At 48.2% G+C, this 24,570-nt stretch carries 14 protein-coding genes and 1 pseudogene; 1 reads left to right on the top strand and 14 read right to left on the bottom strand.

Annotated elements, in window-relative coordinates; translation table 11 throughout:
• Positions 1-5: 5 nt before the first annotated feature.
• From DESAL_RS12920 to DESAL_RS12945, 6 genes are all read right to left on the bottom strand, one after another.
• Positions 6-347 (bottom strand): Hpt domain-containing protein, encoded by a 342-nt coding sequence (locus DESAL_RS12920; protein ID WP_015852435.1) that lies wholly within the window; start codon positions 345-347, stop codon positions 6-8.
• Between the two features lie 56 nt (positions 348-403).
• Complete coding sequence (locus DESAL_RS12925; protein ID WP_015852436.1) at positions 404-2,215, bottom strand: methyl-accepting chemotaxis protein; 1,812 nt, start codon at positions 2,213-2,215, stop codon at positions 404-406.
• A 278-nt stretch (positions 2,216-2,493) separates the two neighbouring features.
• Positions 2,494-2,796, bottom strand: a complete 303-nt coding sequence (locus tag DESAL_RS12930; RefSeq protein WP_015852437.1) for a Dabb family protein — start codon at positions 2,794-2,796, stop codon at positions 2,494-2,496.
• A gap of 105 nt (positions 2,797-2,901) precedes the next feature.
• Entirely contained in the window at positions 2,902-4,707 is a 1,806-nt protein-coding gene (locus DESAL_RS12935) for a methyl-accepting chemotaxis protein (RefSeq protein WP_015852438.1), read from the bottom strand.
• A gap of 334 nt (positions 4,708-5,041) precedes the next feature.
• Positions 5,042-7,201 carry an L-lactate dehydrogenase (quinone) large subunit LdhH gene (ldhH, locus tag DESAL_RS12940; protein ID WP_015852439.1) on the bottom strand — a complete coding sequence of 720 codons (2,160 nt, stop codon included), beginning with the start codon at positions 7,199-7,201 and terminating at the stop codon, positions 5,042-5,044.
• A 2-nt stretch (positions 7,202-7,203) separates the two neighbouring features.
• The gene (locus DESAL_RS12945) at positions 7,204-7,827 is read right to left on the bottom strand and encodes a LutC/YkgG family protein (protein WP_015852440.1); all 624 of its coding nucleotides are present in this window, start codon (positions 7,825-7,827) and stop codon (positions 7,204-7,206) included.
• Between the two features lie 25 nt (positions 7,828-7,852).
• Here DESAL_RS12945 and DESAL_RS20240 point away from each other — a divergent pair, with 25 nt between their 5' ends.
• The gene (locus DESAL_RS20240) at positions 7,853-8,014 is read left to right on the top strand and encodes a hypothetical protein (protein WP_157046959.1); all 162 of its coding nucleotides are present in this window, start codon (positions 7,853-7,855) and stop codon (positions 8,012-8,014) included.
• A gap of 112 nt (positions 8,015-8,126) precedes the next feature.
• On the opposite strand, the gene DESAL_RS12950 is transcribed toward DESAL_RS20240, so the two are convergent.
• From DESAL_RS12950 to DESAL_RS12985, 8 genes and pseudogenes are all read right to left on the bottom strand, one after another.
• The gene (locus DESAL_RS12950) at positions 8,127-9,317 is read right to left on the bottom strand and encodes an acetate kinase (RefSeq protein WP_015852441.1); all 1,191 of its coding nucleotides are present in this window, start codon (positions 9,315-9,317) and stop codon (positions 8,127-8,129) included.
• Positions 9,317-11,434 carry a phosphate acetyltransferase gene (gene pta, locus DESAL_RS12955; RefSeq protein ID WP_015852442.1) on the bottom strand — a complete coding sequence of 706 codons (2,118 nt, stop codon included), beginning with the start codon at positions 11,432-11,434 and terminating at the stop codon, positions 9,317-9,319. The genes DESAL_RS12950 and pta overlap by 1 nt, the downstream gene beginning before the upstream one ends.
• 207 nt (positions 11,435-11,641) lie before the next feature.
• Positions 11,642-12,937, bottom strand: a complete 1,296-nt coding sequence (locus DESAL_RS12960) for a (Fe-S)-binding protein (protein ID WP_015852443.1) — start codon at positions 12,935-12,937, stop codon at positions 11,642-11,644.
• Position 12,938: 1 nt separating this feature from the next.
• A complete protein-coding gene (locus tag DESAL_RS12965) occupies positions 12,939-14,324 on the bottom strand; it encodes an FAD-binding oxidoreductase (protein ID WP_015852444.1) in 1,386 nt (461 codons plus the stop codon).
• 108 nt (positions 14,325-14,432) lie between these two features.
• Positions 14,433-16,145 carry an L-lactate permease gene (locus DESAL_RS12970; protein WP_015852445.1) on the bottom strand — a complete coding sequence of 571 codons (1,713 nt, stop codon included), beginning with the start codon at positions 16,143-16,145 and terminating at the stop codon, positions 14,433-14,435.
• Positions 16,146-16,371: 226 nt separating this feature from the next.
• Positions 16,372-19,895 (bottom strand): annotated as a pseudogene (gene nifJ, locus DESAL_RS12975) (pyruvate:ferredoxin (flavodoxin) oxidoreductase).
• Positions 19,896-20,329: 434 nt separating this feature from the next.
• Entirely contained in the window at positions 20,330-21,820 is a 1,491-nt protein-coding gene (locus DESAL_RS12980; RefSeq protein WP_015852446.1) for a sigma-54-dependent transcriptional regulator, read from the bottom strand.
• Positions 21,813-24,473, bottom strand: a complete 2,661-nt coding sequence (locus tag DESAL_RS12985; RefSeq protein ID WP_015852447.1) for a hybrid sensor histidine kinase/response regulator — start codon at positions 24,471-24,473, stop codon at positions 21,813-21,815. The genes DESAL_RS12980 and DESAL_RS12985 overlap by 8 nt, the downstream gene beginning before the upstream one ends.
• Positions 24,474-24,570: the final 97 nt, after the last annotated feature.

Below are 24,570 nucleotides of genomic sequence, written 5' to 3' on the forward strand. Positions count from 1 at the left end.
ATTTTTTATTTTTTATCTGCATAATCAAGCAGGGAAATAAGCATCTTGCGTAATCGCATAAAGTAGCAACTCAAATACAAGGGGGAGGTGCTGAATGCGGCAGTTTCGATATTCCCCGCGATCTTGCTCAATTCATCAAGACCCAGATTTACAAGGCTTCCCTTCAAGGTATGGGCACTCGAAACAACAACTTCAAATTGCCCCTCATCTATTCCTTCATCAAGAGCATCCATGAGTCCCTTCAGATGGATTGACGTTTCTTTCAGAAAATCAACCAGCTTTTCTGAGGGCAGACCGACTTTATCAAGCAGGTGCTTCTCAACGATCTTGATCAGTTCAGAATCCATGAGTCCCTCCGGAATGCCATATTAGGGACAGATAAATCTGCCCCTATAACCTACCATTAATCTTCACTACGCAACTCTTCTACCAGATTCAGAAGTTCCTGAACTTCAGTGGAAAGCGAACGGGTTCCTTCCGCAGCCAACTGACTGTTATGAGCATTCTCTTCAGTCATAGTATCAATTTCACCGACACTGCGATTGATCTCTTCCGAAGTTGCGGACTGCTCTTCAGCAGCAGTTGCAATAGAACGAACCTGATCAGCTGAGTTCTTTGCAAGCTCAACGATCTCATCCAGCATGTCACCGGAGGAACGTGAAAGCTCGGTGGCACTTGCCACGGCCTCAACAGTAGCATCCATACCCTTAACATTTTCACGGGTTAAAGCCTGGATACCGCTGATGCTCTTTTCCACCTCATCAGTAGCACCTATAGTCTTCTCAGCCAGCTTACGCACTTCGTCTGCAACAACCGCAAAGCCCCTGCCTGCTTCACCTGCACGGGCAGCTTCAATAGCAGCGTTCAGTGCCAGCAGGTTGGTCTGGTCGGCAATATCATTAATGACACCAAGCACATTACCGATTTCCACAGCCTGAGTATCCAGGTGCTCCATAGACTCCTTCAGACTGGTGGTTCGCTGCTGAATATTACCCATGGCCGATATAACTTCTTGTACAACCTTAGCCCCTTCACTGGCCTTTTCCATAGACTGTGCGGAACTTTCATTGGTTTCAGTAGCATTCTTAGCGACTTCAAGAACGGTAACATTCATTTCTTCCATGGCTGTGGCTGTTTCAGTAACACGCTGCTTCTGAAACTCACTTCCGCGCTGAATCTCTTCTGCATTACTGGAAACCTCAGTAGTAATGCTGGAGACCCTTTCAACAACTTCCTGCAACCTGTCGGCAGCAGCAAGCATACCTTCCTTCTTAGCACCCTCAGCCCTGACTTGGGCTTCACGGGCTTCAGCGGCAGCTTCTTCAGCAATACGCGCCTGTTCTTGAGATTCAGCTTCCTTAGCCTTGATACTTTCAAGGTTGGCAGCCAAAGTCTCGACCATAGTATTCAAAGCAACCTGCAAAGTAGCGATCTCATTACGCCCTTCAGGATTGAGGGAAACGTCAAGGTTACCCTCAGCAACAGAAGTCGCTGCTTCAGTTGATTCAGTAAGCGGATGTACAATTGAACGGATCAAATAAATGGAAAGCGGCAGGACTATCAGCAACAGAACGGCTCCTGCCCCTATGACAATCTTCATAGTAAAGGCATTAGCACTTTCATGCATCAAAGTATTCATCTTGCCGGTTTCTACTTCGATATTATCAATGTAAACTCCTGTACCAATCCACATATCAGTACCGGGAATCATCATGGCATAACTGATCTTCGGCTGCACACCGGAGCCTGGCTTCTCGAAATAATACTTAACAAATCCGCCACCGGATTGAGCAGCCTTATTGATTTCCTGAATTACGAACAAGCCGTTCTTATCCTTAAGCCCAGATAAGTCCTTACCCTGCAAGGACTTCTTGGGAGGCATAACCATATTCACTGTGCCTCTGTAGACAAAGAAATAACCTGAGTTATCCTTTTCGAAACGAACTGGATCAAGTGCAGCACGAATAAACTCAAGCTTCTCTTGTTCATCATGAATATTCTTAATTTCCACACCAATAGACCTGGCCATGGCAAGGGTCGCCACCTTGATCTTATCCTTCTGATCCTGGAACATTATTTCTTCTGTATTGCTCACACCGAGATTGGTAACATCCCGAATGGCTCCCATAAAAAATAACCCAGTAACAATCAGGAAAAGCACCATCAAAGCCAGTAGCAGAAAAAACCTTGCACCTATCGATAGATTCTTCAACATAGGCCCTCCCCCTCTTTGTAGTTTTAATAAAGATGCCCTCACACGTTGTCAGGACAAAATCCAAGTCTTACTAAAAATATACACCTTTGGTGGAGAAATTCAAAGTTTTTCATAACAATTTTGCGATTAAATCTCTTCGCTGAAACATACACTAATGCATTTATCTCTACTTAAAATATCTCCTTTTATAAATATAAGCATTACTATTCAAAACACCAGCAACAAAAAAAGGCCGAAGACTTATCGTCTTCGGCCTTTTAAAGCATATACAGCTATATTTAAATCACATAATCGATTGCATCTCGTGAAGACACTACTTCTTTGATAAATGCAACACATTCCTGATGTAGAGGATGCACTGCATAAGCCTGAAGGTCTTCCTTGCTGTCGAACTCTGAGTAAAGCACTAAATCCCATTTCTGTGTGGCTTCAAAAACGTCCACACTGACCTCAACATGCTTGAGTTCTGCAATTTTACCATTAAGAGCCTCAATCATTTCTTTGACTTTGACTCCATTTTCAGCAGCGGTTGCGCCGGCAGCTTCCTCTTTCAAATTCCACATTACGATATGTTTGATCATTTTTCCTCCGTTCCTTAAGTGCATATGAAGAACAGGACAATGGATTATGTATTTTAGAGATTGCATTAGAGCCTATTTTTACAGGCTCCACAAGTTCAAATAGAATTAACTTCTAAGTTCTTCCACCAATGCAACCAACGCATCAACCTCACGGGAAAGATCAGTGGCAGCTTCAGCAGCAAGCATACTGTTGCGGGCGTTATCTTCAGTCATGGAATCGATCTCAGAGATGCTGCGATTGATCTCGTCAGAAGTAGCGGACTGCTCTTCAGCAGCAGTGGCAATAGACTGAACCTGTCCTGCGGCATTTGAAGCCAGATTTACTATCTCAGAAAGCACCTCACCGGAAGCACGGGAATGCTCAGTAGCACCACCTATAGCTTCTACAGCGTTACGCATTCCTTCAATGTTCTGCTTGGCAAGCCCCTGAATAGAAGTAATAGACTTATCAACTTCATCAGTAGCACCGATGGTTTTTTCAGCCAGCTTGCGAACTTCGTCCGCAACAACAGCAAAGCCCCTGCCTGCTTCCCCGGCACGCGCAGCTTCAATTGCTGCGTTCAAGGCCAACAGGTTGGTCTGGTCAGCAATATCATTAATCACACCCATAACATTACCAATCTCTATGGACTGGGTGTTAAGCTGATCCATGAGCCTTTCCAATTCATTGGTCTGTTCCTGAATACCGACCATTGATTCAATTGTCCCTTGAACCACACTCTGCCCTTCGGTAGCTTTATCTCTGGTCTGTTCAGTGTCTTCGTTGGTCTCTGTGGCATTCTTAGCCACTTCAAGAACAGTAGCGTTCATTTCTTCCATGGCAGTGGCAGTTTCAGCAATACGCTGTTTCTGGAAGTCACTACCGTTCATGATCTCATTGGTGGACTTTTCTACATCGCGGGAGATTTTTACGATATTATTCAGAACGGACTCAAGCTTATTGGCAGCTGCCAGCATACCCTCGCGCTTAGCGCCTTCGGCCTGCTGACGAGCCTCTTCAGCTTCGGCAGCCATTTTTTGAGCAACTCTAGCCTGTTCTGCAGACTCAGCTTCCTTACGTTTAATATCAGTAAGGTTCTCGTCAAGAGTGGTAGTCATAGTGTTGATAGCCCGCTGCAAAGTAGAAATTTCACTTCTGCCGGTCGGGTTGAGAGTGATGGTCAGATCGCCTTCAGCAACACGGCTGGCAGCATCGGTAGCATCCTTAACAGGATTAACTATGGAGCGGACGATAACGAGACAAAGCGGGGTAAGAGCAAAAAGCAGCATCGCAAGCATGATCAACACAATCTTGGTTGTGTCAGCTTTAACTGCGGTATCAATCATTGTTGCTACACGCAGCTTTTCAGCCACAATGTTATCAATATAAACACCGGTTCCAATCCACATGTCAGTACCGGGAATCATTGTAGCGTAGCCAAGTTTGGGTTGAAGGCCTTTTCCCGGCTTATCAAAAACATATTGCACAAAACCACCGCCATTTTGAGCAGCGCGAGCAAGATCACGAACAAAAAAAACGCCGTTTTTATCTTTTGCTCCACTTAGGTCCTTACCGTGTAAAGACTTCTTGGGCGGCAAGGCAGCAACTACGGTGCCTTTGTATACGAAAAAATATCCGGATTTATCATTTTCAAATCTAAAACTGTCAATGGACTTACGGATAAAATCAATTTTCGCGTCATCGCCGTCTACAGCACGAAGCTGTGCTCCCAGAGATTCAGCAGCTGCACGAGTGGCAACCTCGACCTTATCTTTTTGGCCCTGCAACATAACATTTTCAATCTCAGTAAGACCGATATTCTCGACCTGTCTGATTTCTGCAAGGAACATAACCCCGCAGATAATCAAAAAAACCAAAACTGAAGCCAATAATAATACAAAACGCCCGCCAATTGACAGATTCTTCAACATACATCTCTCCCTTTTTTTAAAAAAACTGCGACGAAAAGACCCTACGTTGCAGTTAGAATTCACAATACATATATATCGGAAGCATAACAACAAAAGTTAACACTTCAGCCGTTATATTCAAATTACGAGAAACATTACTGCCCTTGATTTGTGCAACAAAAAAGGCTTTTCCATCGGGCGAGCGAATGGAAAAGCCTTAGATGTGCGGCCAGTAACCGGCGTTTTCAGTTGCGAGGTGAAGGTACCGGGTTTGGAGGCATTATTACCTGCCGCAGCTTAAACCACTGTCCGCGACCGGCAAACAAAGTCGCGGACAGTGAGCGTGTGTCATGTTTTATTTTCTGCGAGCTGCCATGTATTCAGCAATGTGCTTAACTTCCAGGTCAGCACCCTGCTTCTTGGCTCCACCACGGATCTGCATTACGCAGCCGGGGCAGTCAGTCAGCAGTATTTTTGCACCGCTTTCCTTCGCATTATTGATTTTCTTCTCAAGCAGCTGCTCAGAGATTTTGGGGAACTTCACAGAGTAGGTTCCACCGAAACCACAGCATACTTCTTCTTCAGCACTTTCCTTATAATCAAGGCCAGCTTTTGCCATCAGTTCGCGGGGAGCGGCTTTAACATCCAGACCGCGACAGAGGTGGCAAGGAGCATGATAGGTGACAGAGTCACCGGCAGAATCAAGGAAGTCTTCTTTTTCAACACCGAGAACATCGTTCATGAAGGAACTGTAGTCGATGACCTTATCAGCAAATTCCTTTACGCGGGTCGCGTACTGAGGATCTTTGCCGAGCATCTTCATGTAGTTGTGCTTCAGGTGAGAAGCACAAGATGCACACATGGTCAGGATGTAATCGCAATCAGTACCTTCGAAAGCTTCCATGTTCTGGATAGCAACATCCCTTGCGGCAGTTACTTCACCCATCATCTGCAGCGGCAGACCGCAGCAGGACTGATCCATGGGGAATTCGAGGTTAACGTCTTTATTGCGCATGCTTTCCACGGTAGCAACAGACTGCTCAGGGTATACGAAGTCCTGTACGCAACCGGAGAAAAGACCGACTTTGTACTTGGGAGCTGCAACCTTTGCAGGCTGAACTTTCGCCCACATGTCACGGAAGGGAACTTCAGCAACGGTAGGCAGTGCCCTGAAATCATGATCAGGCATGAAGATCATGGGCAGGTGACGCATGAAGCCGTCTTTGCCCTTCACAGGTTTCTGTGCGGTCTTGGCGATGCGCAGGAACTTGTGGAAGAGTTTGCGGTTCTTCATCATCTTCGCGAGGAAGGAGGAGTACATGGGATGTCCTTCTTCTTCCAGAATGCGGGCCTGAATGTCTTTAATCAGACCGGGCAGGTCAATTCCACCTGCGCAGATTTCCTTACATGCTCCACAGTTGATGCAGTTTTGAACAAGGTTCTTAGCCTTCTCAGTACCGTGGTAGAAGTAGGTAAGGATGAGGCCGATAGCCCCGATATAGATATGGCCCATTTTGTGGCCGCCGACCATGCGGTAGACAGGACAAACGTTGGCGCATGCGCCACAGCGTACGCAACGATGAACTTGAGAGAACACCGGGTCCTTTGCGAGAGCGCGTCTTCCATTGTCCAAAAACACGAAGTGCACTTTCTTCCTGTCATCCTCAGCCGCAGCACACTCGTTGGACCCGGTGATCCAGGTAACATAAGAGGTGATAGCCTGCCCGGTAGCATTACGGGGCAGTGCTTTCAGCACGCGCAGAGCGTCATGAAGTTTGGGAGTCAGTTTATCAAGACCCATAAGAGCTACATGAACTCTGGGCAGAGTGGTAACCAGACGGGCGTTACCTTCGTTGGTAACAAGACCGATGGAACCGGTTTCGGCGATAGCAAAGTTACCGCCGGAGATGCCCATATCAGCATCAACAAAAGCCTGACGAAGTTCGCGGCGGGCAACCTTAACAAGAGCCTGAACATCATCACCCTGCTTCTGGCCGGTCACATCAGAGAAAAGATCGCTGACCTGATGACGGGAAAGGTGAATAGCAGGCATAACCATGTGGGAAGGACCTTCATGACGCATCTGGATGATCCACTCACCAAGGTCGGTTTCAACAACCTTGAGGTTAAGATCATCTTCAAGATGGTGGTTAAGGAGAGTTTCTTCCGCAGTCATGGACTTGGATTTAACAATAGTCTTGCAGTTTTCCTCTACAGCGATGCGGCCGATAATTTCATTGGCTTCCTGAGCATCTTTTGCAAGGTGAACAACTGCACCGCGTTTTTCAGCTTCTTCTTTAAACTGGACGAAAAGTTCATCAATTCTCTGAGCAGCTGCATCTTTAGCATCTGCGATTTCACGAATCAGAGCTTTTTCATCCATATCTTTGAACGCATTGGCGCGGCTGCCACGATAGGCAACAGCAAATTTATCCATTGCGGTTCTGAGAAAATCGTTATCAAGGGATTCCCTGATCTCTTTCCTGTATTCTTTAAGATTCTTAGCGTCCTGCATGATTAGTCCTCCAGAAGAAGAATATGAAGTTCAAGGGGACCGTGTACACCGATGGCAAGAACACGCTCGATGTCGGCAGTACGGCTGGGTCCGGTGATGAATGCGGTGTAATCGCCTTTCATCATGTTACCTTCCATCCATGATTCGAGATCGTAGGATTTTTCCACAAGCTTGGACTTGGGAAGAACAGCTACGTGTACTTCACTGATCATGGTAGCAAGTCTCAACTCTTCACTGGGACAGTTGACTACGATGGTTCCGGTCTCGGCAATGCCGTGGTCAGCATAGGTAAATGCGATATCAATACCGCCGAGATGGTTACGGACGCTGTCTTTAATCAGGGTAAAATCATTTTCTTCGCACTGCTTTTCAAGCGCTGCGGCTTCTTTCTTAGCCAGAGCAGGAGCGACGATGGTTTTACCGATTTTGGTTGCACAGAGCTGCTCAGCCTTGTTGGAGAGGTTCTGTTCACAACCGGAGATAAGCATTTTACAGGCTTCTTTTTTTCCGCAGAGATCCATTGTGTACTTGTAAGCTTCATCCAGAGAAGAAATCTCTGTTACTACAGCAGACACAAGCTCAGCTTTATCGGTAAAAAGCTTTACACTTTCAGATTTAGCTGTCATTTTTCCCCCAAATACGATGGACGGTGTGATTTACACATTGTCCGTTAATATTTCCGTAAATACCGCCAAATCCCTTCCACAAGACTGGCGGCACAGCCCTTCCTTCAAGGCTGCTACGGACCGTTTCCTTCAGGCAGTGCTTCTTAGTGATGCGCCTATCAAATTCATCGGTACGAACTTGATGTAATAAACTTTAGTTTATTGCAGGCTGTCACAAAAAATAAAGATGCCTGTCCATTCTTCTACCGGGGTGAAGTCTTCCACACTTCACCCCGGTTTTTTTTACAATATATACTTGTCTACAGTCCGAGAACTTTGACAGTATCGTTAGCAATTTCGAGTTCTTCGTTAGTGGCGATGATCGCTACTTTTACAGCACCGTCGTCTTCACTGATGAAGGAGGGAGTTCTATCCCAGTTCTCGTTCTTCTCTTTGTTAATGGTGATGCCGAAGTTTTCGAGACCGGAGAGGCAGTTCTCACGGTAAATTTCGTCGTTTTCACCAATACCCGCGGTGAATACGATAGCATCAACACGGCCCAGTTCGAATGCGTATGCACCGATGAACTGACGTACTTTATGGCAAGCCATGTCCAGAGCGAGTTTAGCTTTTTCATCGCCTTCTTCGATGCGAGCGTGAATGTCACGCAGGTCGTTGGAACCGCAGATACCTTTGAGACCGGATTCGTTGGTCAGGGTAGCAACAACTTCAGCTGCGCTCTGCTTGGTTCTTTCAGCGATGAAACCTACGATTGCGGGGTCGATGTCACCGCAACGGGTACCCATGATGATACCGCCGAGAGGAGTCAGGCCCATGGAAGTGTCGTAGCACTTACCGTTCTTGACTGCGGAGATGGATGCACCGTTTCCGAGGTGAACAGTAATGATGTTGGACTCTTCAAGAGGCTTGCCCAGAAGTTTAGCGGTTTCACGAGCAACATACTTGTGGGAAGTGCCGTGTGCACCGTATCTTCTGAGGCCCCAGTCTTCGTAGTACTTGTAGGGAACGCCGTACATGTAAGCCTTGGGCTCCATGGTCTGGTGGAAAGAGGTGTCGAATACGGCAACCTGTCTTACACCGGGGAAGAGTTCCATAGCGGTTTCGATACCGATAACGTGACCGGGGTTGTGCAGAGGTGCGAGAGGAATACAATCGCGAATGCCCTGCAGAACTTTGTCGTCGATTTCAACGGGCTCGAAGAAAAGCTCGCCACCGTGAACGATGCGGTGACCGATAGCTGCGATTTCAGCTTTGTCTTTAACAACACCTTTATCAGCATCAGTCAGCAGGTTGATTACTTCAACCATACCTTCCCTGTGAGTGGGGAAAGGCTGTTCAGCAGTGTATTTCTCACCGGTCTTGTAAGAGATGCTACCCATCTCTTCACCGATACGTTCAACAATACCGGAAGCGAGGTCATTACCGGTGCTCATGTCAAGAAGCTGGTATTTAATAGAAGAGGAACCAGCGTTAATTACTAAAACTTTCATTAGATTTGTCCTTTTTCGGCTGCTGCCTGAATTGCTGTGATTGCGACAGTATTAACAATATCCGGAACAGTGCAGCCTCGGGAGAGGTCGTTCACAGGCTTATTGAGTCCCTGAAGTACAGGGCCGATAGCGACTGACTGTTCGGCGGAGCGTTGTACAGCTTTATAAGTATTATTGCCAGTATTAAGATCGGGGAAAATAAAAACGGTTGCCTGGCCTGCAACTTCACTATCCGGAAGCTTGGTTTTCGCAACGGAAGGATCGATAGCCGCATCGTACTGAATAGGCCCTTCGAGCTTCAATTCGGGATTGCGTTCCTTAGCGATTTTTACTGCTTCTTTAACCTTCTCAACATCTGCCCCCTTACCGGACTGACCGGTGGAGTAAGACATCAGAGCTACGCGGGGCTCAACACCGAAGATCTTCGCGGTTTCAGCAGAGTTCAGAGCGATCTCTGCAAGCTGTTCCGCATTGGGGTTCGGGTTAACTGCGCAGTCACCGAAGACCAGAACCTTGTCTTTGAGGCACATCAGGAAGACGCTGGAAACGATGGATGCACCGGGCTTGGTTTTGATGAACTCAAAAGCAGGACGGATAGTCTGAGCAGTAGTGGTGATAGAACCGGAAACCATACCGTCAGCATCACCCTTCTGAACCATCATGGAAGCGAAGTAAGTGGGATCGAGCATGCGGTCGCGTGCATCAGACATACGGATGCCCTTGTGTTCACGCAGCTTGAAGTAAGTTTCGCAGTAGTCGTCAAACTGAGGTGCGGATTCAGGATCAAGGATACGCACATCGTTCATTTCAAGACCAAGCTGGGAAATCTTACCGGCAACTTCATCAGCCTTACCAAGCAGAACGATATCTGCAACGCCGCGGCGGGTAAGAATATCAGCTGCGCGAAGAACTCTTTCGCTTGTACCTTCAGGCAGTACGATGGTCTGCTTGTTGGCTTTTGCTTTCTGAACCAGCTTGTACTCGAACATCTTGGGAGTAACTTTGCTGGACTTGCTGGTGATAAGACGATGTCTGAGTTCATCAGTCTTTACACTTGCTTCAAAAGTACCGAGAGCAGAAGCAGTCTTGCGCTGATCATCAGGATCAATTCTTCCGTACAATTCGCTCAGCAGCTGAGTGGTACGATAAGTATTGGTTGATACAGAAAGGATGGGGGTGGGAACACCGGTCCAACCTTCGATCAGGCGATGTACGGATGCGCTGGGCTGCAGTCCACCGGTAAGCAGGATACCGGAAATATCCGGGAAAGAGCTGGAAAGACGGGAAGCCAGAGAGCTCAAAATGATATCAGAGCGGTCACCGGGAGTGATGATGAGACTGCCGTCTTCGATGTACTCAAGGAAGTTACCGATACGCATCGCCGCGATAACATAGTCATCAACGAGGGTATCAAGTCTTCCGTGGCCGTACAGTACGGAACCGTTCAGCCATTTACGTACATCATTCATGCTGGGGTTACCCAGACTTTCATTTTCATCAATACCGTAAACAAGAAGTTCCTGAGAGCATCTGGTCTTGCATTTGATGCTGGACAGAATTTCATTCTTCTCTTCTTCGGTAGCTGTAAGCCTATTGATAATTGCGGCTACGGTGTCTACGCCCTTGTCTTCGAGTGCATCGATAACAAGCTGGGTGGATGCAATGATGTCGTCAGCGCTCTTCCCTCTTCCGTTTGCAACCAGAAGAACGGGGCAGCTGAGGTTGGCGGCGATTTCCGCGTTGATGTCAAACTCGAAGTTCTGGTCTTTGCCCTGAAAGTCGGTTCCTTCGCAAAGCACGAAATCGTACTTCTCTTCAAGCTGGCTGTACTTGTTGAGGATGTTCTCCAGCAGCAGAGAGTGTTTGCCGCTGTTGATGAGTTCACGTGCTTCCTTCAGAGTGTAGGCATAGGTGTCTTCATAACTGATATCCAGATTGAAGTATTCCATGATCAGATTGATATCGTGATCGCGGGAGCCTGTCTGGTTATCATTAATGATAGGACGGAAGATGGCGACATGCTGCAGGTCTCTCAGCAACAGTTGCATCACGCCGAGAGCAATGGCAGATTTACCGCTCTTCTCTTCGGTGGCTGTGATGTAAAGGTTTTTAGACACTGGGATTATCTCCTGTGTAAAGCGTGAACGGCTGGAACCTTCAGAGCCGCATTTGAAGAGTCCACGCTATTTCATTTAGTTAATCTTGGGCCGGATCTGAACTTTGACGATCCTACAAACCCGGAAAATTGTTTCCAGCCAATCCCTATTTGAACTTTTTTTAGCGAAGTAGTCCAGAATGAAATCATTCTGGACTACTTTCGTATACTACTTCAGGGAATCGGCGTAGATTTCAAGGACGTGTTTTACCTCTACTCCACCGCCGGTCTGGGACAGCATGTCACCAAGCTGCATCATACATGCAGGGCAACCGGTTGCCGCAACCTGTGCACCTGCGTCGCGGACATTTCCTGCCTTGCGCTCACCGATGCTCTTGGAGAGGTCGTAGTGGTAAAGGTTGAAGGAACCACCGCAGCCGCAGCAACGGTTGGCTTCGTTCATTTCCTTGAACTCATAGTTTTCATTCTGCTTCAGCAAGGTACGGGGCTGTGCAGTAACACCAAGGGATTTAGAGAGGTGACAGGGGTCGTGGTAGGTGACGACCTTACCGCCCTTCTTGGGTTCTGCAGGAGCCTTAACGCCCACGATATCAACGAGGAATGCGTTAATGTCCATAGTCTTAGCTGCGAGATCCTTAACTTTTTCAATGAAAACGGGATCTTCGTTTTCAATCATCTTGGGCCAGGTCTCATGGAGAGTAGCTGTGCAGGTAGCACAGGGAGTCACCAGATAATCATAGGTTCCGTTTTCGAAAGCCTTGATGTTCTGCTTCATGAGCGCAACCATGGTATCAGCATCACCGGAGGCCAGTGTGGGGATACCGCAGCATGCCTGTCCCTTGGGCAGGAAGATTCCAACGCCGTGGTGTTCAAGAATCTTGATTGCCGCATGACCTACTTTGGGGAACATCTTGTCCACAACACAGCCGGGGTAGAAAGCTACCTTGAGGCCGCTCTTTCCACGGGGGGTATCCAGTTCAGGATAATCCTTGCGGAAAGGTCTTTTGGCCAGAGGCATGAAGTGACGTTCACCGAGAAGCGGGTTCAGCATGGCACAGCTTGCAGCACCGGAGGCCTGGTCGGCGATCTTTGCAAACGGGCCCTGAAACTTCGCACTCATTTCGGTCAGAGTGTTAAAGAGCTTGGGACGGGTAAGCAGTCCCTTGAAGATCATCTTCTTAGCGGGAGAAAGTCCCTTGTAGGCGGTAACGATAACACGCGCCTTGATGAAGATGTCCATAATCTTAACGCCGGAAGGACAGTTGGCTGCACAGGAACCGCAAAGCAGACATCTGTTAAGCTTTTCGTTAACCTGATCAGCGTCTTTGACCATTTCATGGGCAAGCTTCTCAAGAAGAGCAATCTTGCCGCGGGTCACGTCAGCTTCCTGCATGGTTTCGGCGAAAACAGGACATACTGCCTGACACATACCGCACTTCATGCAGGCGACCATCTGGTCATCCAGCTCCATGAGGTTTTGAGCTAATTGCTTGAGATCTTCCATGCTATATGTCTCCGATGATCTTGGTAGGGTTCAGAATGCCCTTAGGATCAATAGCACGCTTCATTTTCAGGGAGTACTCAAGGGTAGCCTTGGATGTTTCTTTTTCCATCCACTTGGATTTTGCCATACCGATTCCGTGTTCGCCGGAAAGGGTTCCCTTAAGGGAGAGAGCAACATCAAAGATTTCGTTAACTGCTTCTTCAACGCGGTGGAACTCTTCTTTGTTACGGTTGTCGCAGAGGATGGTGGGATGCAGGTTACCATCACCGGCGTGACCGAAGGTTCCGATATCGATTTTGTACTTAGCAGCAATTCTTTCCAGACCTTCCATCATTGCAGGAATCTGGGAACGGGGAACGGTTGCATCTTCGAGAACAGTAGTCGGTTTCGCACGTGCGAGAGCAGGCAGAGCGTTACGACGAGCAGTCCAGAGAGCTTCACGCTCTTCAGCGGTTTCAGCCATTTTAACTTCGTTGGCACCGCATTTCTTACAAATGTTAACAACCTTTTCCGCATCTTCGATGACTTCAGCCTGGTGACCGTCAACTTCGATGAGCAGAATTGCACCGGCGTCACGGGGCAGACCAGCTTTAGTGAAGTCGTCAACGTAACGGATAGTGGAATTATCGAGGAATTCCAGAGTACAAGGAACAATGTGGTTGGAGATGATGGAAGCAACTGTTTCAGATGCTTTGTGAACGTCAGGGAACACTGCCATCATAGCCTTGGAAGCCTTCGGCGGAGGAACGAGCTTGAGGATGATGTTGGAGAACACACCCAGAGTTCCTTCGGAAGCAACCATGAGGCCTGCGAGGTTGTAACCGGTTACGCACTTAACAGTACGGGAGCCGGATTTAATCAGGTCACCGTTTACATCATAGAAATCCATGCCCATGACGTAATCTTTGGTAACACCGTATTTAAGTCCGCGGAGTCCGCCTGCGTTCTCAGCTACGTTACCACCGATGGTGGAAACAGCCTGGGAACCCGGATCCGGGGGATAGAAAAGTCCTTTAGCGGAAACCTGGGCTGCAAACTGTGCAGTTACAACACCGGGTTCTACTACTGCGTAGAGGTCCTGCTCGTTGATTTCGAGGATTTTGTTGAGACCGTTAGTCAGAACAACAACACCGCCGGGATGGGGAATGGTACCGCCGGAGAGGTTTGTTCCAGCACCGCGAACGGTCATGGGCAGGCCGTGCTCGTTACAAAGCCTGGTTACGGGACCGAGCTGTTCGGTGGTGGTAGGTTTAACTACGAGTGAGGGTACCTGGGGATCGAGTACCGCGGAATCGTAAGAATATGCATGGAGGTCAGCCTCTTCGTGCATGACGTTTCCAGCACCTACAATCTTTTCAAAGTCTTTTGCTAATTTAGCGTTGGACATGTTTTTTTTGCTCCTGAATCTAAAAAACAATCATTTATATAAATCAATCTGAACTAATCAAACTCTCAGGGCCGGAGCCGTCTCCGGCCCTGAGGGGACGTTATTTAATTAGAACAGAGTCGGATACATTACGAAGGAAAGTACGCAAGCTACGATACCTACAACCACGCCGTATACGAGGAAGGGCCATACGGTACGTTTGAGGATTGCGCCTTCCATACCGGAGAGACCAACAACTGCACATGCTGCAACGATGTTATGGATGCAGATCATGTTACCCATTGCACCACCAACACCCTGTGCTGCTACGATAATCTGACGGGGCAGATCGAGCTTAGCGGCTACGCCCCACTGGAATTCAGCGAAGAGAAGGTCGGATACGGTGTTAGAACCGGTGATGAAGGAACCGAGACCACCAACGAAGGATGCAAACATGGGCCAGGTGTGACCGGCAAGACCGGAAACAGCTTCAGCCAGTGCCAGAGGCATGGACATGTAGCCATTGGGGTTCAGTGCTGCATCAGCAATACCGGAACCGCGGAAGATGGATACCAGCGCTACGGAGAAGAACAGTGCGATGGTGGGGTTCTTCATTTTTGCGATTGCTTCTTTCCAAGCGGTTGCTGCTTTGTCAGCAGGCATGCCGTGGATGAAGATGGTCAGTACTGCAACAAGTGCGAAAGGAATGGTACCGGGGAGGTACAGAACCTTGATGGAGTTGTTTACGGATTCAAAGCCGAGAATGTTTTTAAAGGGAATTGCAACGCCAGCGAGCATGCCTTTCAGGCCGAGCTCGGGGATACGGGTAATAACAAGGATGAGACCGATAAGAATGTAAGGGGTCCATGCCTTGAACTGGCTCATGTGAGCTTTAAATTCACCGGAGTTTTCAGCGGAAACAGAACCGGTCCATTCAGCATCCCAAGTGGAGGGTGCGCCGAAGTCCCAAGATTTTTCAGGTACGCAGAAACCTTTCTTTGCACCGTATACAGCGATACCAAGACCTACGAGACCACCAAGAAGGGAGGGGAACTCGGGTCCTACGAACCATGCGGTAAGGAGGTAAGGAACGGTGAAAGCGGTGGATGCGAAAAGGGAGAATTTCCATGCGCCGAAACCTTCAGACCAGCTCTTGTTTTCACCGAAGAAGCGAGTCATGAAACCGAGCATGAAAATGGGCAGAATGTAGATCATGGGAACGTGCATTACGGTTGCCCACTGACCAACGATGGCGTTGAACATTTCCATGGAGGAGAAGTTCAGGCCGGGAACTGCTGCTGCGATAGCCTGGTCAACGTAAGAAGTCAGGTATTTAAAACCGAGGATAACCGGGGTACCAACAGCACCGAAGGTTACGGGGAAGGAGTTGTAAACCAGACACATTACGACTGCACACAGGGGGGGGAACCCGAGGCTGAGGAGCAGCGGAGCTGCCAGAGCTGCGGGAGTACCGAAACCTGCGGCACCTTCGATGAAGGCAGCAAACAGGTAACCGATAATCAGAACCTGTACGCGGCGGTCACGGCTGATACCCTGGAAACCGTACTGAATGGTTTCCATACCACCGGAATATTGAAGAGTATAGAGAATGATAATGGCCCCGAAAACAATGATCAGGACGCCGATGGCGGTGATAAAACCGTGAACGGTAAGAGCAGCAACGTAAGCTGCGGGCAGGTTCCAGACGGCAATTGCGCCTGCAACAGCGGAAAGCCATGCAACGGGCATAGCTTTAGTAGCGGGCCAACGCAGGCCAACCATCAGTACCAATGCCAGTACGATCGGGATGATCGCAACAAGGGCTAAAATTCCTACAGACATGTTTCCTCCTTAAGCAGTGAAAATCACTTGTGTTCTTGCCGCACTCTGATGAAAACACTTCCATCATACCACATAAGTACGGCACTGGCTCAACGTTTTTTGGGTAAGTCTGTTGAAACGACTTTGCCCTGCCCTCCTCTTACTACGACACCTTCCACAATTCGCAGAAAGAGGGGGTGCTGCGGACGGGCCACCTGTGCAGGCCCGTCCGCAGGCGCGGGTGGTGCTATTTGCTTCCGCTGTAATCAGCTTCAGCCATGTATTTCAAGATTTCGTACCTTTCGTTATAATCTTTTTCGATTTTAGCGCGGTACTCTTTGGATGCTTCGGGGTTGAGACGCTCAAGCAGGCCGTAGCGGTTTTCGCCAGCCATGAACTCCTGCATGGTTCCGTCAGGAGCTTTGGACTCCAGAACGAAGGGGTTCTTGCCTTCTTCAGCAAGCAGGGGGTTGTAGCGGTAGAGCGGCCAGTAACCGGAATCTACTGCGAGCTTCATTTCGAGCTGGGTTTTACCCATACCCTTTCTGATACCCTGGTTAATGCAAGGAGCGTAGCAGATTACGAGAGAAGGACCGGGGTAAGCTTCAGCTTCCTGGATTGCCTTCATGAACTGCTGCTTGTTAGCGCCCATGGATACGGATGCTACGTATACGTAACCGTAGCTCATCATCATGCGGCCAAGGTCTTTCTTACCGGTGTTCTTACCACCAGCTGCGAACTTGGCGATGGAGCCGAGAGGGGTAGCCTTGGAGGACTGACCACCAGTGTTGGAGTATACTTCAGTATCCATTACGAGGATATTGATGTCGCGACCGGAAGCGAGGACGTGGTCAACACCGCCGAAGCCGATGTCGTATGCCCAACCGTCACCACCGAATACCCAGAGGGATTTCTTGGTGAAGAGGTCTTCCATGTCAGCGATCTCAGCGAGAAGTTCGGTCTGGGGAGCACCGTAGATGCCGTCCACAACTTTCTGACCGTACTCTTCGGAGAGAGCAGCGTTATCTTTGTTTTCCAGCCATGCCTTCATGTCGGCTTCGAGCTCAGCAGGAACGCCTGCTTCAAGAGCTTCGCCTACGAGGTCAGCCAGTTTTTCACGACGGTGGGAGATACCCATTTCAATACCGTATCCGAACTCAGCTGCATCTTCGAACAGGGAGTTGCCCCAGGTGGGACCGTGACCGTTCTTGTTAGTGCAGTAAGGAGTGGTCGGAGCGGATGCACCCCAGATGGAGGAACAACCGGTAGCGTTGGCGATGATCATACGCTCGCCGAAGAGCTGGGTGATAGCTTTAACGTAGGGAGTTTCACCACAACCGGAGCATGCACCGGAGAATTCCATCAGAGGACGCTGGAACTGGGAACCCTTAACAGTGCTTCTGCTCATGAGGTTATCCTTTTCGGGGATGGTCATGGCAAAATCAAGGTTGGGAACTTCGGTTCCGAGCTGGGAAGCGGTGGGCTTCATAACCAGAGCGGACTCTTTTGCGGGGCAGATATCTGCGCAGTTACCGCAGCCGAGGCAGTCCTGAGCGTAAACCTGCATGCGGTATTTGAGACCTTTGAGCTCTTTACCTTTAGCATCGATGGTTACGAAGGACTCAGGAGCGTCTTTCAGTTCGTCTTCAGTTACGAGTACGGGACGGATAGCTGCGTGCGGGCAAACAAATGCACACTGGTTACACTGAATGCAGTTTTCAGGCAGCCATTCGGGAACGTTGATAGCAACGCCGCGTTTTTCGTACTGAGCAGTGGAAAGAGGGAAGAGGCCGTCAGGCTCAAAAGCGGAAACAGGCAGGTTGTCACCTTTCTGAGCAAGGATGGGACGGACAACATCGGTGATGAATGCCGGATCATCAGATACGGCCGCTTCGTCATCAGTGAGGTCTTTCCAAGATTCAGGAACATTGATTTCAACAAGGTTGGCAACAGCCTGGTCAACAGCAGCGTTGTTCATGTTGACGATCTTGTCACCTTTCTTGCCGTATGCTTTCTTGATGGATTCTTTGAGGTACGCAACAGCGTCATCAAAAGGAATAACATCAGCGAGCTTGAAGAATGCAGTCTGCATTACCATGTTGATGCGACCGCCGAGACCTACTTCAGCTGCGATTTTAACAGCGTCGATGGTGTAGAACTTGAGGTTCTTCTCAGCGATGGTGCGGCGCAGTTCAGCGGGAAGTTCCTTCTCCATGTCTTCTGCAGACCAGGGGGAGTTGATAAGGAAGGTTCCGCCTTCTTTGATGCCTTCAAGCAGATCGTACTGGTGTACGTAGCTGGAGTTGTGGCATGCGATGAAGTCAGCGCTGCTTACGAGGTAAGTGGACTGAATTGGGCTGTGACCAAAACGCAGGTGAGACATGGTAATACCGCCGGACTTCTTGGAGTCGTAAGCGAAGTAACCCTGTGCGTACATATCGGTTTTGTCACCGATGATTTTAATAGCCTGCTTGTTAGCACCAACAGTACCGTCAGCACCGAGACCCCAGAACTTACACTGAACAGTTCCTTCGGGAGTGGTGTCCATGTCAGGACCTACTGCGAGGGAAGTGTTGGTAACGTCGTCTTCGATACCTACGTTGAAGTGGTTCTTAGGACCGGCAGCTTTCATGTTGTCGAATACTGCTTTAACCATGTTGGGACGGAACTCTTTGGAACCGAGACCGTAACGGCCGGCAGTGATAACGGGGCTCATGCCGCTTTCCATGAATGCGGTGCAAACATCCTGGTACAGGGGATCGCCGAGAGCGCCGGGCTCTTTGGTGCGGTCCAGTACAGTAATGTTGGTGCAGGTTGCGGGCAGAACGTTGAGGAAGTACTCGGTAAGGAAAGGACGGTACAGGCGGACTTTGATGAGACCGACTTTTTCGCCTTCAGCAACGAGCTTGTTAACAACTTCTTCAATTGCTTCACAGCCGGAACCCATAGCAACGATAACTCTTTCAGCTTCTTCGTGACCAACGTAGTCGAAGGGTTTGTAGTAACGACCGGTCAGGTCGCCTACTTTCTTCATGCAGTTGGTTACGATAGCGGGAAGCTGATCGTAGAAGCCGTTAGCTGCTTCACGTGCCTGGTAGTAAATATCAGGGTTCTGAGCGGTACCGCGGATAGCGGGATTCTCAGGATTCATTCCTCTTGCGCGGAAAGCTGCAACTGCATCCCAGTCTACGAGAGACTTCATGTCTTCGTAATCGATAACTTCGATCTTCTGAATTTCGTGAGAAGTACGGAAGCCGTCGAACATGTGCAGGAAAGGCACGCTGGATTCGATGGATGCGAGATGGGAAATAAGGGCGATGTCCATACATTCCTGTACGGAGCTGGATGCCAGCATCGCGAAACCGGTCTGGCGGCAAGCCATTACGTCTGATGATCACCGAAGATGGAAAGAGCCTGTGCTGCGATGGCACGGGCGGAAACATGAAAAACACCGGGAAGAAGTTCACCGGAGATTTTGTACATGTTGGGGATCATAAGCAGGAGACCCTGCGATGCAGTATAAGTAGAAGTAAGCGCGCCAGCTGCGAGAGCGCCGTGAACGGCACCGGCGGCACCAGCTTCAGACTGAAGCTGTTTTACGTTGAGAACCTGACCGAAGATGTTCTTGCGGCCCTGTGCTGCCCACTCTTCTGCGACTTCACCCATGGTGGATGAAGGAGTGATGGGATAGATGGCAGCAGTATCGCTCATCGCATAAGATACGTGAGCAGTAGCTGTGTTACCATCCATAGTTTTCATGTTCTTAGCCATTAAGTAAGCTCCTTAAGAGATTTTAATGTAGTAACCTCACCGAGTAATAAAAACCTTGCTGAAACAATCGGAACCCAAGGCGCAAGGTTGAACACTCACATAAGCCCCAGTTATCAATTTACGTGCCAAGTTTCTGACAAGAGATAAAAGCATGGATATTCAGGCATTTAAAGACCTAAACCTCTTACATTCATAAGTGAACGCTCATCCATGTCCGATTTTTAAGACACTTAAAAATCGCTTTAAAAAAAGCATTTATCTGTCACCGGACTGAAACATTGGGAGAAAAGCCCGCATCCCAACGATTCTTGTCCACAGCACGTAAAAAAAGCCTTGTCCTCAAAAAAAGACAAGGCTTAGTCTTAAAAACCAGACTGAACGTTTATTCAATGATTATTTTCTATTTCACAATTCACAACAGGTACTTACTAACGTTAATCATTTATCCCATGCTTCTTTAAAAGCGCATAAAAATGGGAACGAGAAAGGCCTGATATTTTGAGGATTGTCGCGGTGTCACCCTCATGCCTCAGAAGAAGTTCTTCAAGATATTTTTTCTCGGCCATACCCTTAAAAATTTTAAGCGGCGGCAGTTCTTCAGTAAGTATATCGGACACTGTGTTGCCTAAGACTGAATCTCGGTTCAGTATCACTGTGTCTTTTTTTTCAGACACAGGCTGAACCGCTGACTCAGCAGCATTCCGATCAATTTGACCAACCTCTTCCGAAAGCACCTGGCCACTTTTTCTAAGGTTTGATTTGGCCAATTTAATGCGCAATGAATCGGAAAGGTGCATTGCATAAATAGTATTACCGGAACCGGAAGCCACAAAAGCCTGTTCGACTACGTTGAACAACTGGCGCACGTTCCCGGGCCAATCGTAATTGTCGAGCACGTCATAAAAGTCAGAGCTGGCAACCTTTGGCGGTACGCCATACTGGGCACTGAGCCGTGAAAGATGAAAGGCCGTGAGCTCACGAATATCCCCTTCCCTCTCGCGCAAGGGGGGCAAATGAATATGGATAGTCTGAATACGGTAAAGCAGATCCTGACGGAACTCGCCTTTTGCGACCATAGCCTCAAGATCACGGTTTGTTGCGGCAATCAGTCTAAAATCACTTTTGAATTCTCTATTCTCACCGACCGGACGATAAGTGCGCTCCTGCAAAACCCTAAGAAAAGACTTCTGAACCGAAAGAGGCATCTCCCCTACTTCATCGAGAAACAGAGTCCCCTTGTCTGCTAATGGAATAAGCCCCTTACGATCTGCCTGCGCTCCGGTAAAAGAACCACGCTTGTGCCCGAAAAGAGTGCTCTCCACCAAAGTTTCAGTCAAAGAGGCACAGTCAACAACCACAAAGTTATTCCCCGAACGCTTGGAATTTTCGTGGATGGTCTGGGCAAAGAGTTCCTTACCTGTTCCGGTCTCACCATTCACCAGCACATTGGCATCAGAGCCGGACGCATGGGCAACAAGATCATAACACCCTTTAATTTCGACACTCTTGCCAACTATATTATCCAGATTAAGAGCAACACACTGAGCTTTGTTCTGCTTCTCTTCATGAAATTCAAGGGCTCTGCGCATGGAAAGAGTAATCTGCTTTACAGATGATGGTTTAACCAGAAAATCCCAAGCCCCACCTTGAATAGCCAGCTCAGCACCATCTGCATCACCCTTACCGGTAAGGATGATAACCTCAGGACAACCCGAGGAATCCTTAACCTGTTGTAAATAATCGAGCCCATTCCCGTCAGGCAGGGAAATATCAAGGAAGACAAGATCAAAATCACCGGATTGAACCTTGGAAAGACCGTCCCTCAAATTGTAAGAACTGACAGCTTCATGCCCGGTCCGGACAATGAGACTCTCAATTGTTTCACAAACCTGAACATCATCATCGATAATCAGAATTCTACCCATCTATGTTCTCCGTAGAAGAAAGAACTTCTCGAATTGCGTCGGCAATAATCGTTTTATTGTAAGGCTTCATTAAAACCTTCTTAACACTTTTAACATCATATTCAACATCAGCTACGTAACTGAGCACATTGCGCCTGCCGGAAACAACCAGAATAGGCAGATCCGGAGCCACATCCTGAACCAAGCGGGCTAATTCAAGACCATTAGTGTGCGGCATATCGTAGTCCGTTATCATCAAATCAAATCTACCGGGCTCGTCTACAATCAAATTAAACGCTTTCTCCGGCGAAGCAAGAGCTGTGACCATATAACCGAGACTCTCCAGAATCCGCGGAGTAGTTTCCAACTGATCTTCATCATCCTCTACAAAAAGGATGTTCTCCCGTCCCATAGGCAAGGACCTGAAACTCTTGCGAGCAATATCGCGCAGCTGTCCCTGCACCGGAAGATAGATTTCAAATGAAGTCTTAACATCGGGAGTACTGCTTACGGAAATACCCCCGCCATGGCCCTTGATCAAGCCGTGCACAACAGCCAGTCCCAGCCCGGTTCCTTCCGCCTTGCCTTTGGTGGTAAAGAAAGGATCAAAAATTTTGTCCAGTATTTCAACAGGAATTCCCGGTCCGTTATCAGAAATTTCCAAACGGATATATACACCGGGAGCAACGCGCATGAACTGGGCCTGCTCATCTTCAACCTCAACAGTGGTCAGAGCAACATCAATACTTCCGCCCCGTCCTTTCAGCGAATGGAAAGAGTTGGTGCACAGGTTCATGATCACCTGATGAATCTGGGTCGGATCAGCCATAACCAGTGGAGCCCCTTCCGGGACCCTGGCTGATACCCGAATATTACGCGGCAGTGAAGCTTTAATAAAATCGACTGTTTCCTTAACCACCTCACCAATGTCAGTAGGCTTAAAACCTTCCTGTGAGGGCCTGCTGAAAGTCAGGATCTGCTTAACCACCCTGCTGCCGCGCTGGGCAGCCTTGATAGCCCGGTCAAGATCTTTCCATGTGATTGTGTCTTCCTCAATGTCACTTAGAGCCAGCTCTACAGAGTTCATAATTGAAGTCAGGATATTATTGAAATCATGGGCAATACCACCGGCCAGAGTACCGATAGCCTCCATTTTCTGGGACTGGAAAAGTTGTTTTTCAAGGTTGACCTTACGGGTCACATCCTCAGCGGTTGAGAGAGTACCCACAACCTCACCTTTTTCATTGTAAAGAGGAACCTTGTTAATCTCCAACCAGACCGGGTCTTCACCATCACGGATAAGAGACCAGTTAATGCCCATACGCGGCTTGCCGGATTTCAAAACCTTTTTATCCCAGACCGCAGCCTGCTCCGCAAACCTACGGTGAAGATCAATCTCCGAGTCATTTAATCCAACCAGCGCCCACGGAGAACCAAGCCCGAAGAAATCAGTAAAAGAATGGTTAGCCCCCAGATAACGTTGCTGCTTATCTTTCCAACAGATCAGCAAGGGAATGGTGTCCATAAGGATTTCCTGAAAGGAAAGCTGAGCCTTGATGCGTTTTTCTACCTTACGCCGCTGCAAAATAGAGATGATCAGCATCACCAGAATCAGACTCAATCCGAGAATGGAAACAATAATTATCCAGAAGACCTGCTTATCAAGTTTGTAAAAGTAATCCGGTTCGTTGATTATTATGCTGTCTTCAGGAAGGATATCGCTATTAATGTTAAATCGTTCCAATACGTTATAGTCGAACATATAATATTCATTTGTAACCTTGACGACCCTTTCCTTCGGCATAGTACCGGTCTTAAGCACATGCAGGGCCATCTCAGCAGCCTTGCGACCCTGATCATTACCGGAAAGCAGCTTACCTCCGACAATCCCGTGCCCAAGCAGAAACTCCCAGACACTAAAGATCATTACTGGAGAATTTTGGTATATAATATTGAGCACTTCCTCGGAAGAGAATAGCTCGCCGTGCGCTCCTTTGTAAAAAGGAGTAAACAGCAAAATTTCGTTCTCAGTCATCGTCCGGGAATGAGCTAACAAATCGACCAGAGGCATATCATTCCAGTATTCAAATTTGATTACTCCCTTAAATAGAGGCTCAGCCTTCATAATCTGCGCTCTAATAGCACGGGAAGTAACGGACTGGTCCCCGACAACAACGACCTTGTGAACATTAGGGTTGATCTTTAAGGCAAGCTCTAAATTATCCTTGATATCCGGGTTCTCAAGCACCCCGCAATAATTATCTAGACCTTCGATAAGCTCTGGACGGAAGTCATTTATTCCACTGAAAATAACCGGCACACCGGGAAAGAAAGTCTCCCGGTAGCGAAGCAAAAAATTAAGGGCATTGTTATCCGAAACAACAATGGCTGAGAACTTGTACTTCTGATATTTGAATACGTAATATGAATGCAGGATTTCCATAAAATCCTGATCCTTAAAACGCTTCGTGTCCATATACTCAATATGCAGATCAATATTCAGCCCGCTGGCCGCAAATGTATCGCGAACGCCATCGAGGATATCATCCGACCACCTGTAGCCATTCTGATATGAGTTCAGATAAAGGACGTTACGTTTCTCACTTTCAGCCTGGGCGAATGTAGAAAAAAATACGCTTATAATAAGAAAAGTTAGAGTGAATAGCTGTTTCACTTTCCATGTTCTCCGGTTAATATGCCTTAAAAGCAGAGGTAGCCAAAATCCTATCTCAATTCACACTCGCGAAGGCTTCCCTATGCTGCTTTTACAA

This window comes from Maridesulfovibrio salexigens DSM 2638, from assembly GCF_000023445.1.
GTDB classification, from domain to species: Bacteria; Desulfobacterota; Desulfovibrionia; order Desulfovibrionales; family Desulfovibrionaceae; genus Maridesulfovibrio; species Maridesulfovibrio salexigens.

Excerpts from the sequence above, each read along its gene's own strand:
- DESAL_RS12920 (WP_015852435.1), bottom strand. The coding sequence starts at position 347 with ATGGATTCTGAACTGATCAAGATCGTTGAGAAGCACCTGCTTGATAAA.
- DESAL_RS12925 (WP_015852436.1), bottom strand. The coding sequence starts at position 2,215 with ATGTTGAAGAATCTATCGATAGGTGCAAGGTTTTTTCTGCTACTGGCT.
- DESAL_RS12930 (WP_015852437.1), bottom strand. The coding sequence starts at position 2,796 with ATGATCAAACATATCGTAATGTGGAATTTGAAAGAGGAAGCTGCCGGC.
- DESAL_RS12935 (WP_015852438.1), bottom strand. The coding sequence starts at position 4,707 with ATGTTGAAGAATCTGTCAATTGGCGGGCGTTTTGTATTATTATTGGCT.
- ldhH (WP_015852439.1), bottom strand. The coding sequence starts at position 7,201 with ATGCAGGACGCTAAGAATCTTAAAGAATACAGGAAAGAGATCAGGGAA.
- DESAL_RS12945 (WP_015852440.1), bottom strand. The coding sequence starts at position 7,827 with ATGACAGCTAAATCTGAAAGTGTAAAGCTTTTTACCGATAAAGCTGAG.
- DESAL_RS12950 (WP_015852441.1), bottom strand. The coding sequence starts at position 9,317 with ATGAAAGTTTTAGTAATTAACGCTGGTTCCTCTTCTATTAAATACCAG.
- DESAL_RS12960 (WP_015852443.1), bottom strand. The coding sequence starts at position 12,937 with ATGGAAGATCTCAAGCAATTAGCTCAAAACCTCATGGAGCTGGATGAC.
- DESAL_RS12965 (WP_015852444.1), bottom strand. The coding sequence starts at position 14,324 with ATGTCCAACGCTAAATTAGCAAAAGACTTTGAAAAGATTGTAGGTGCT.
- DESAL_RS12970 (WP_015852445.1), bottom strand. The coding sequence starts at position 16,145 with ATGTCTGTAGGAATTTTAGCCCTTGTTGCGATCATCCCGATCGTACTG.
- DESAL_RS12980 (WP_015852446.1), bottom strand. The coding sequence starts at position 21,820 with ATGGGTAGAATTCTGATTATCGATGATGATGTTCAGGTTTGTGAAACA.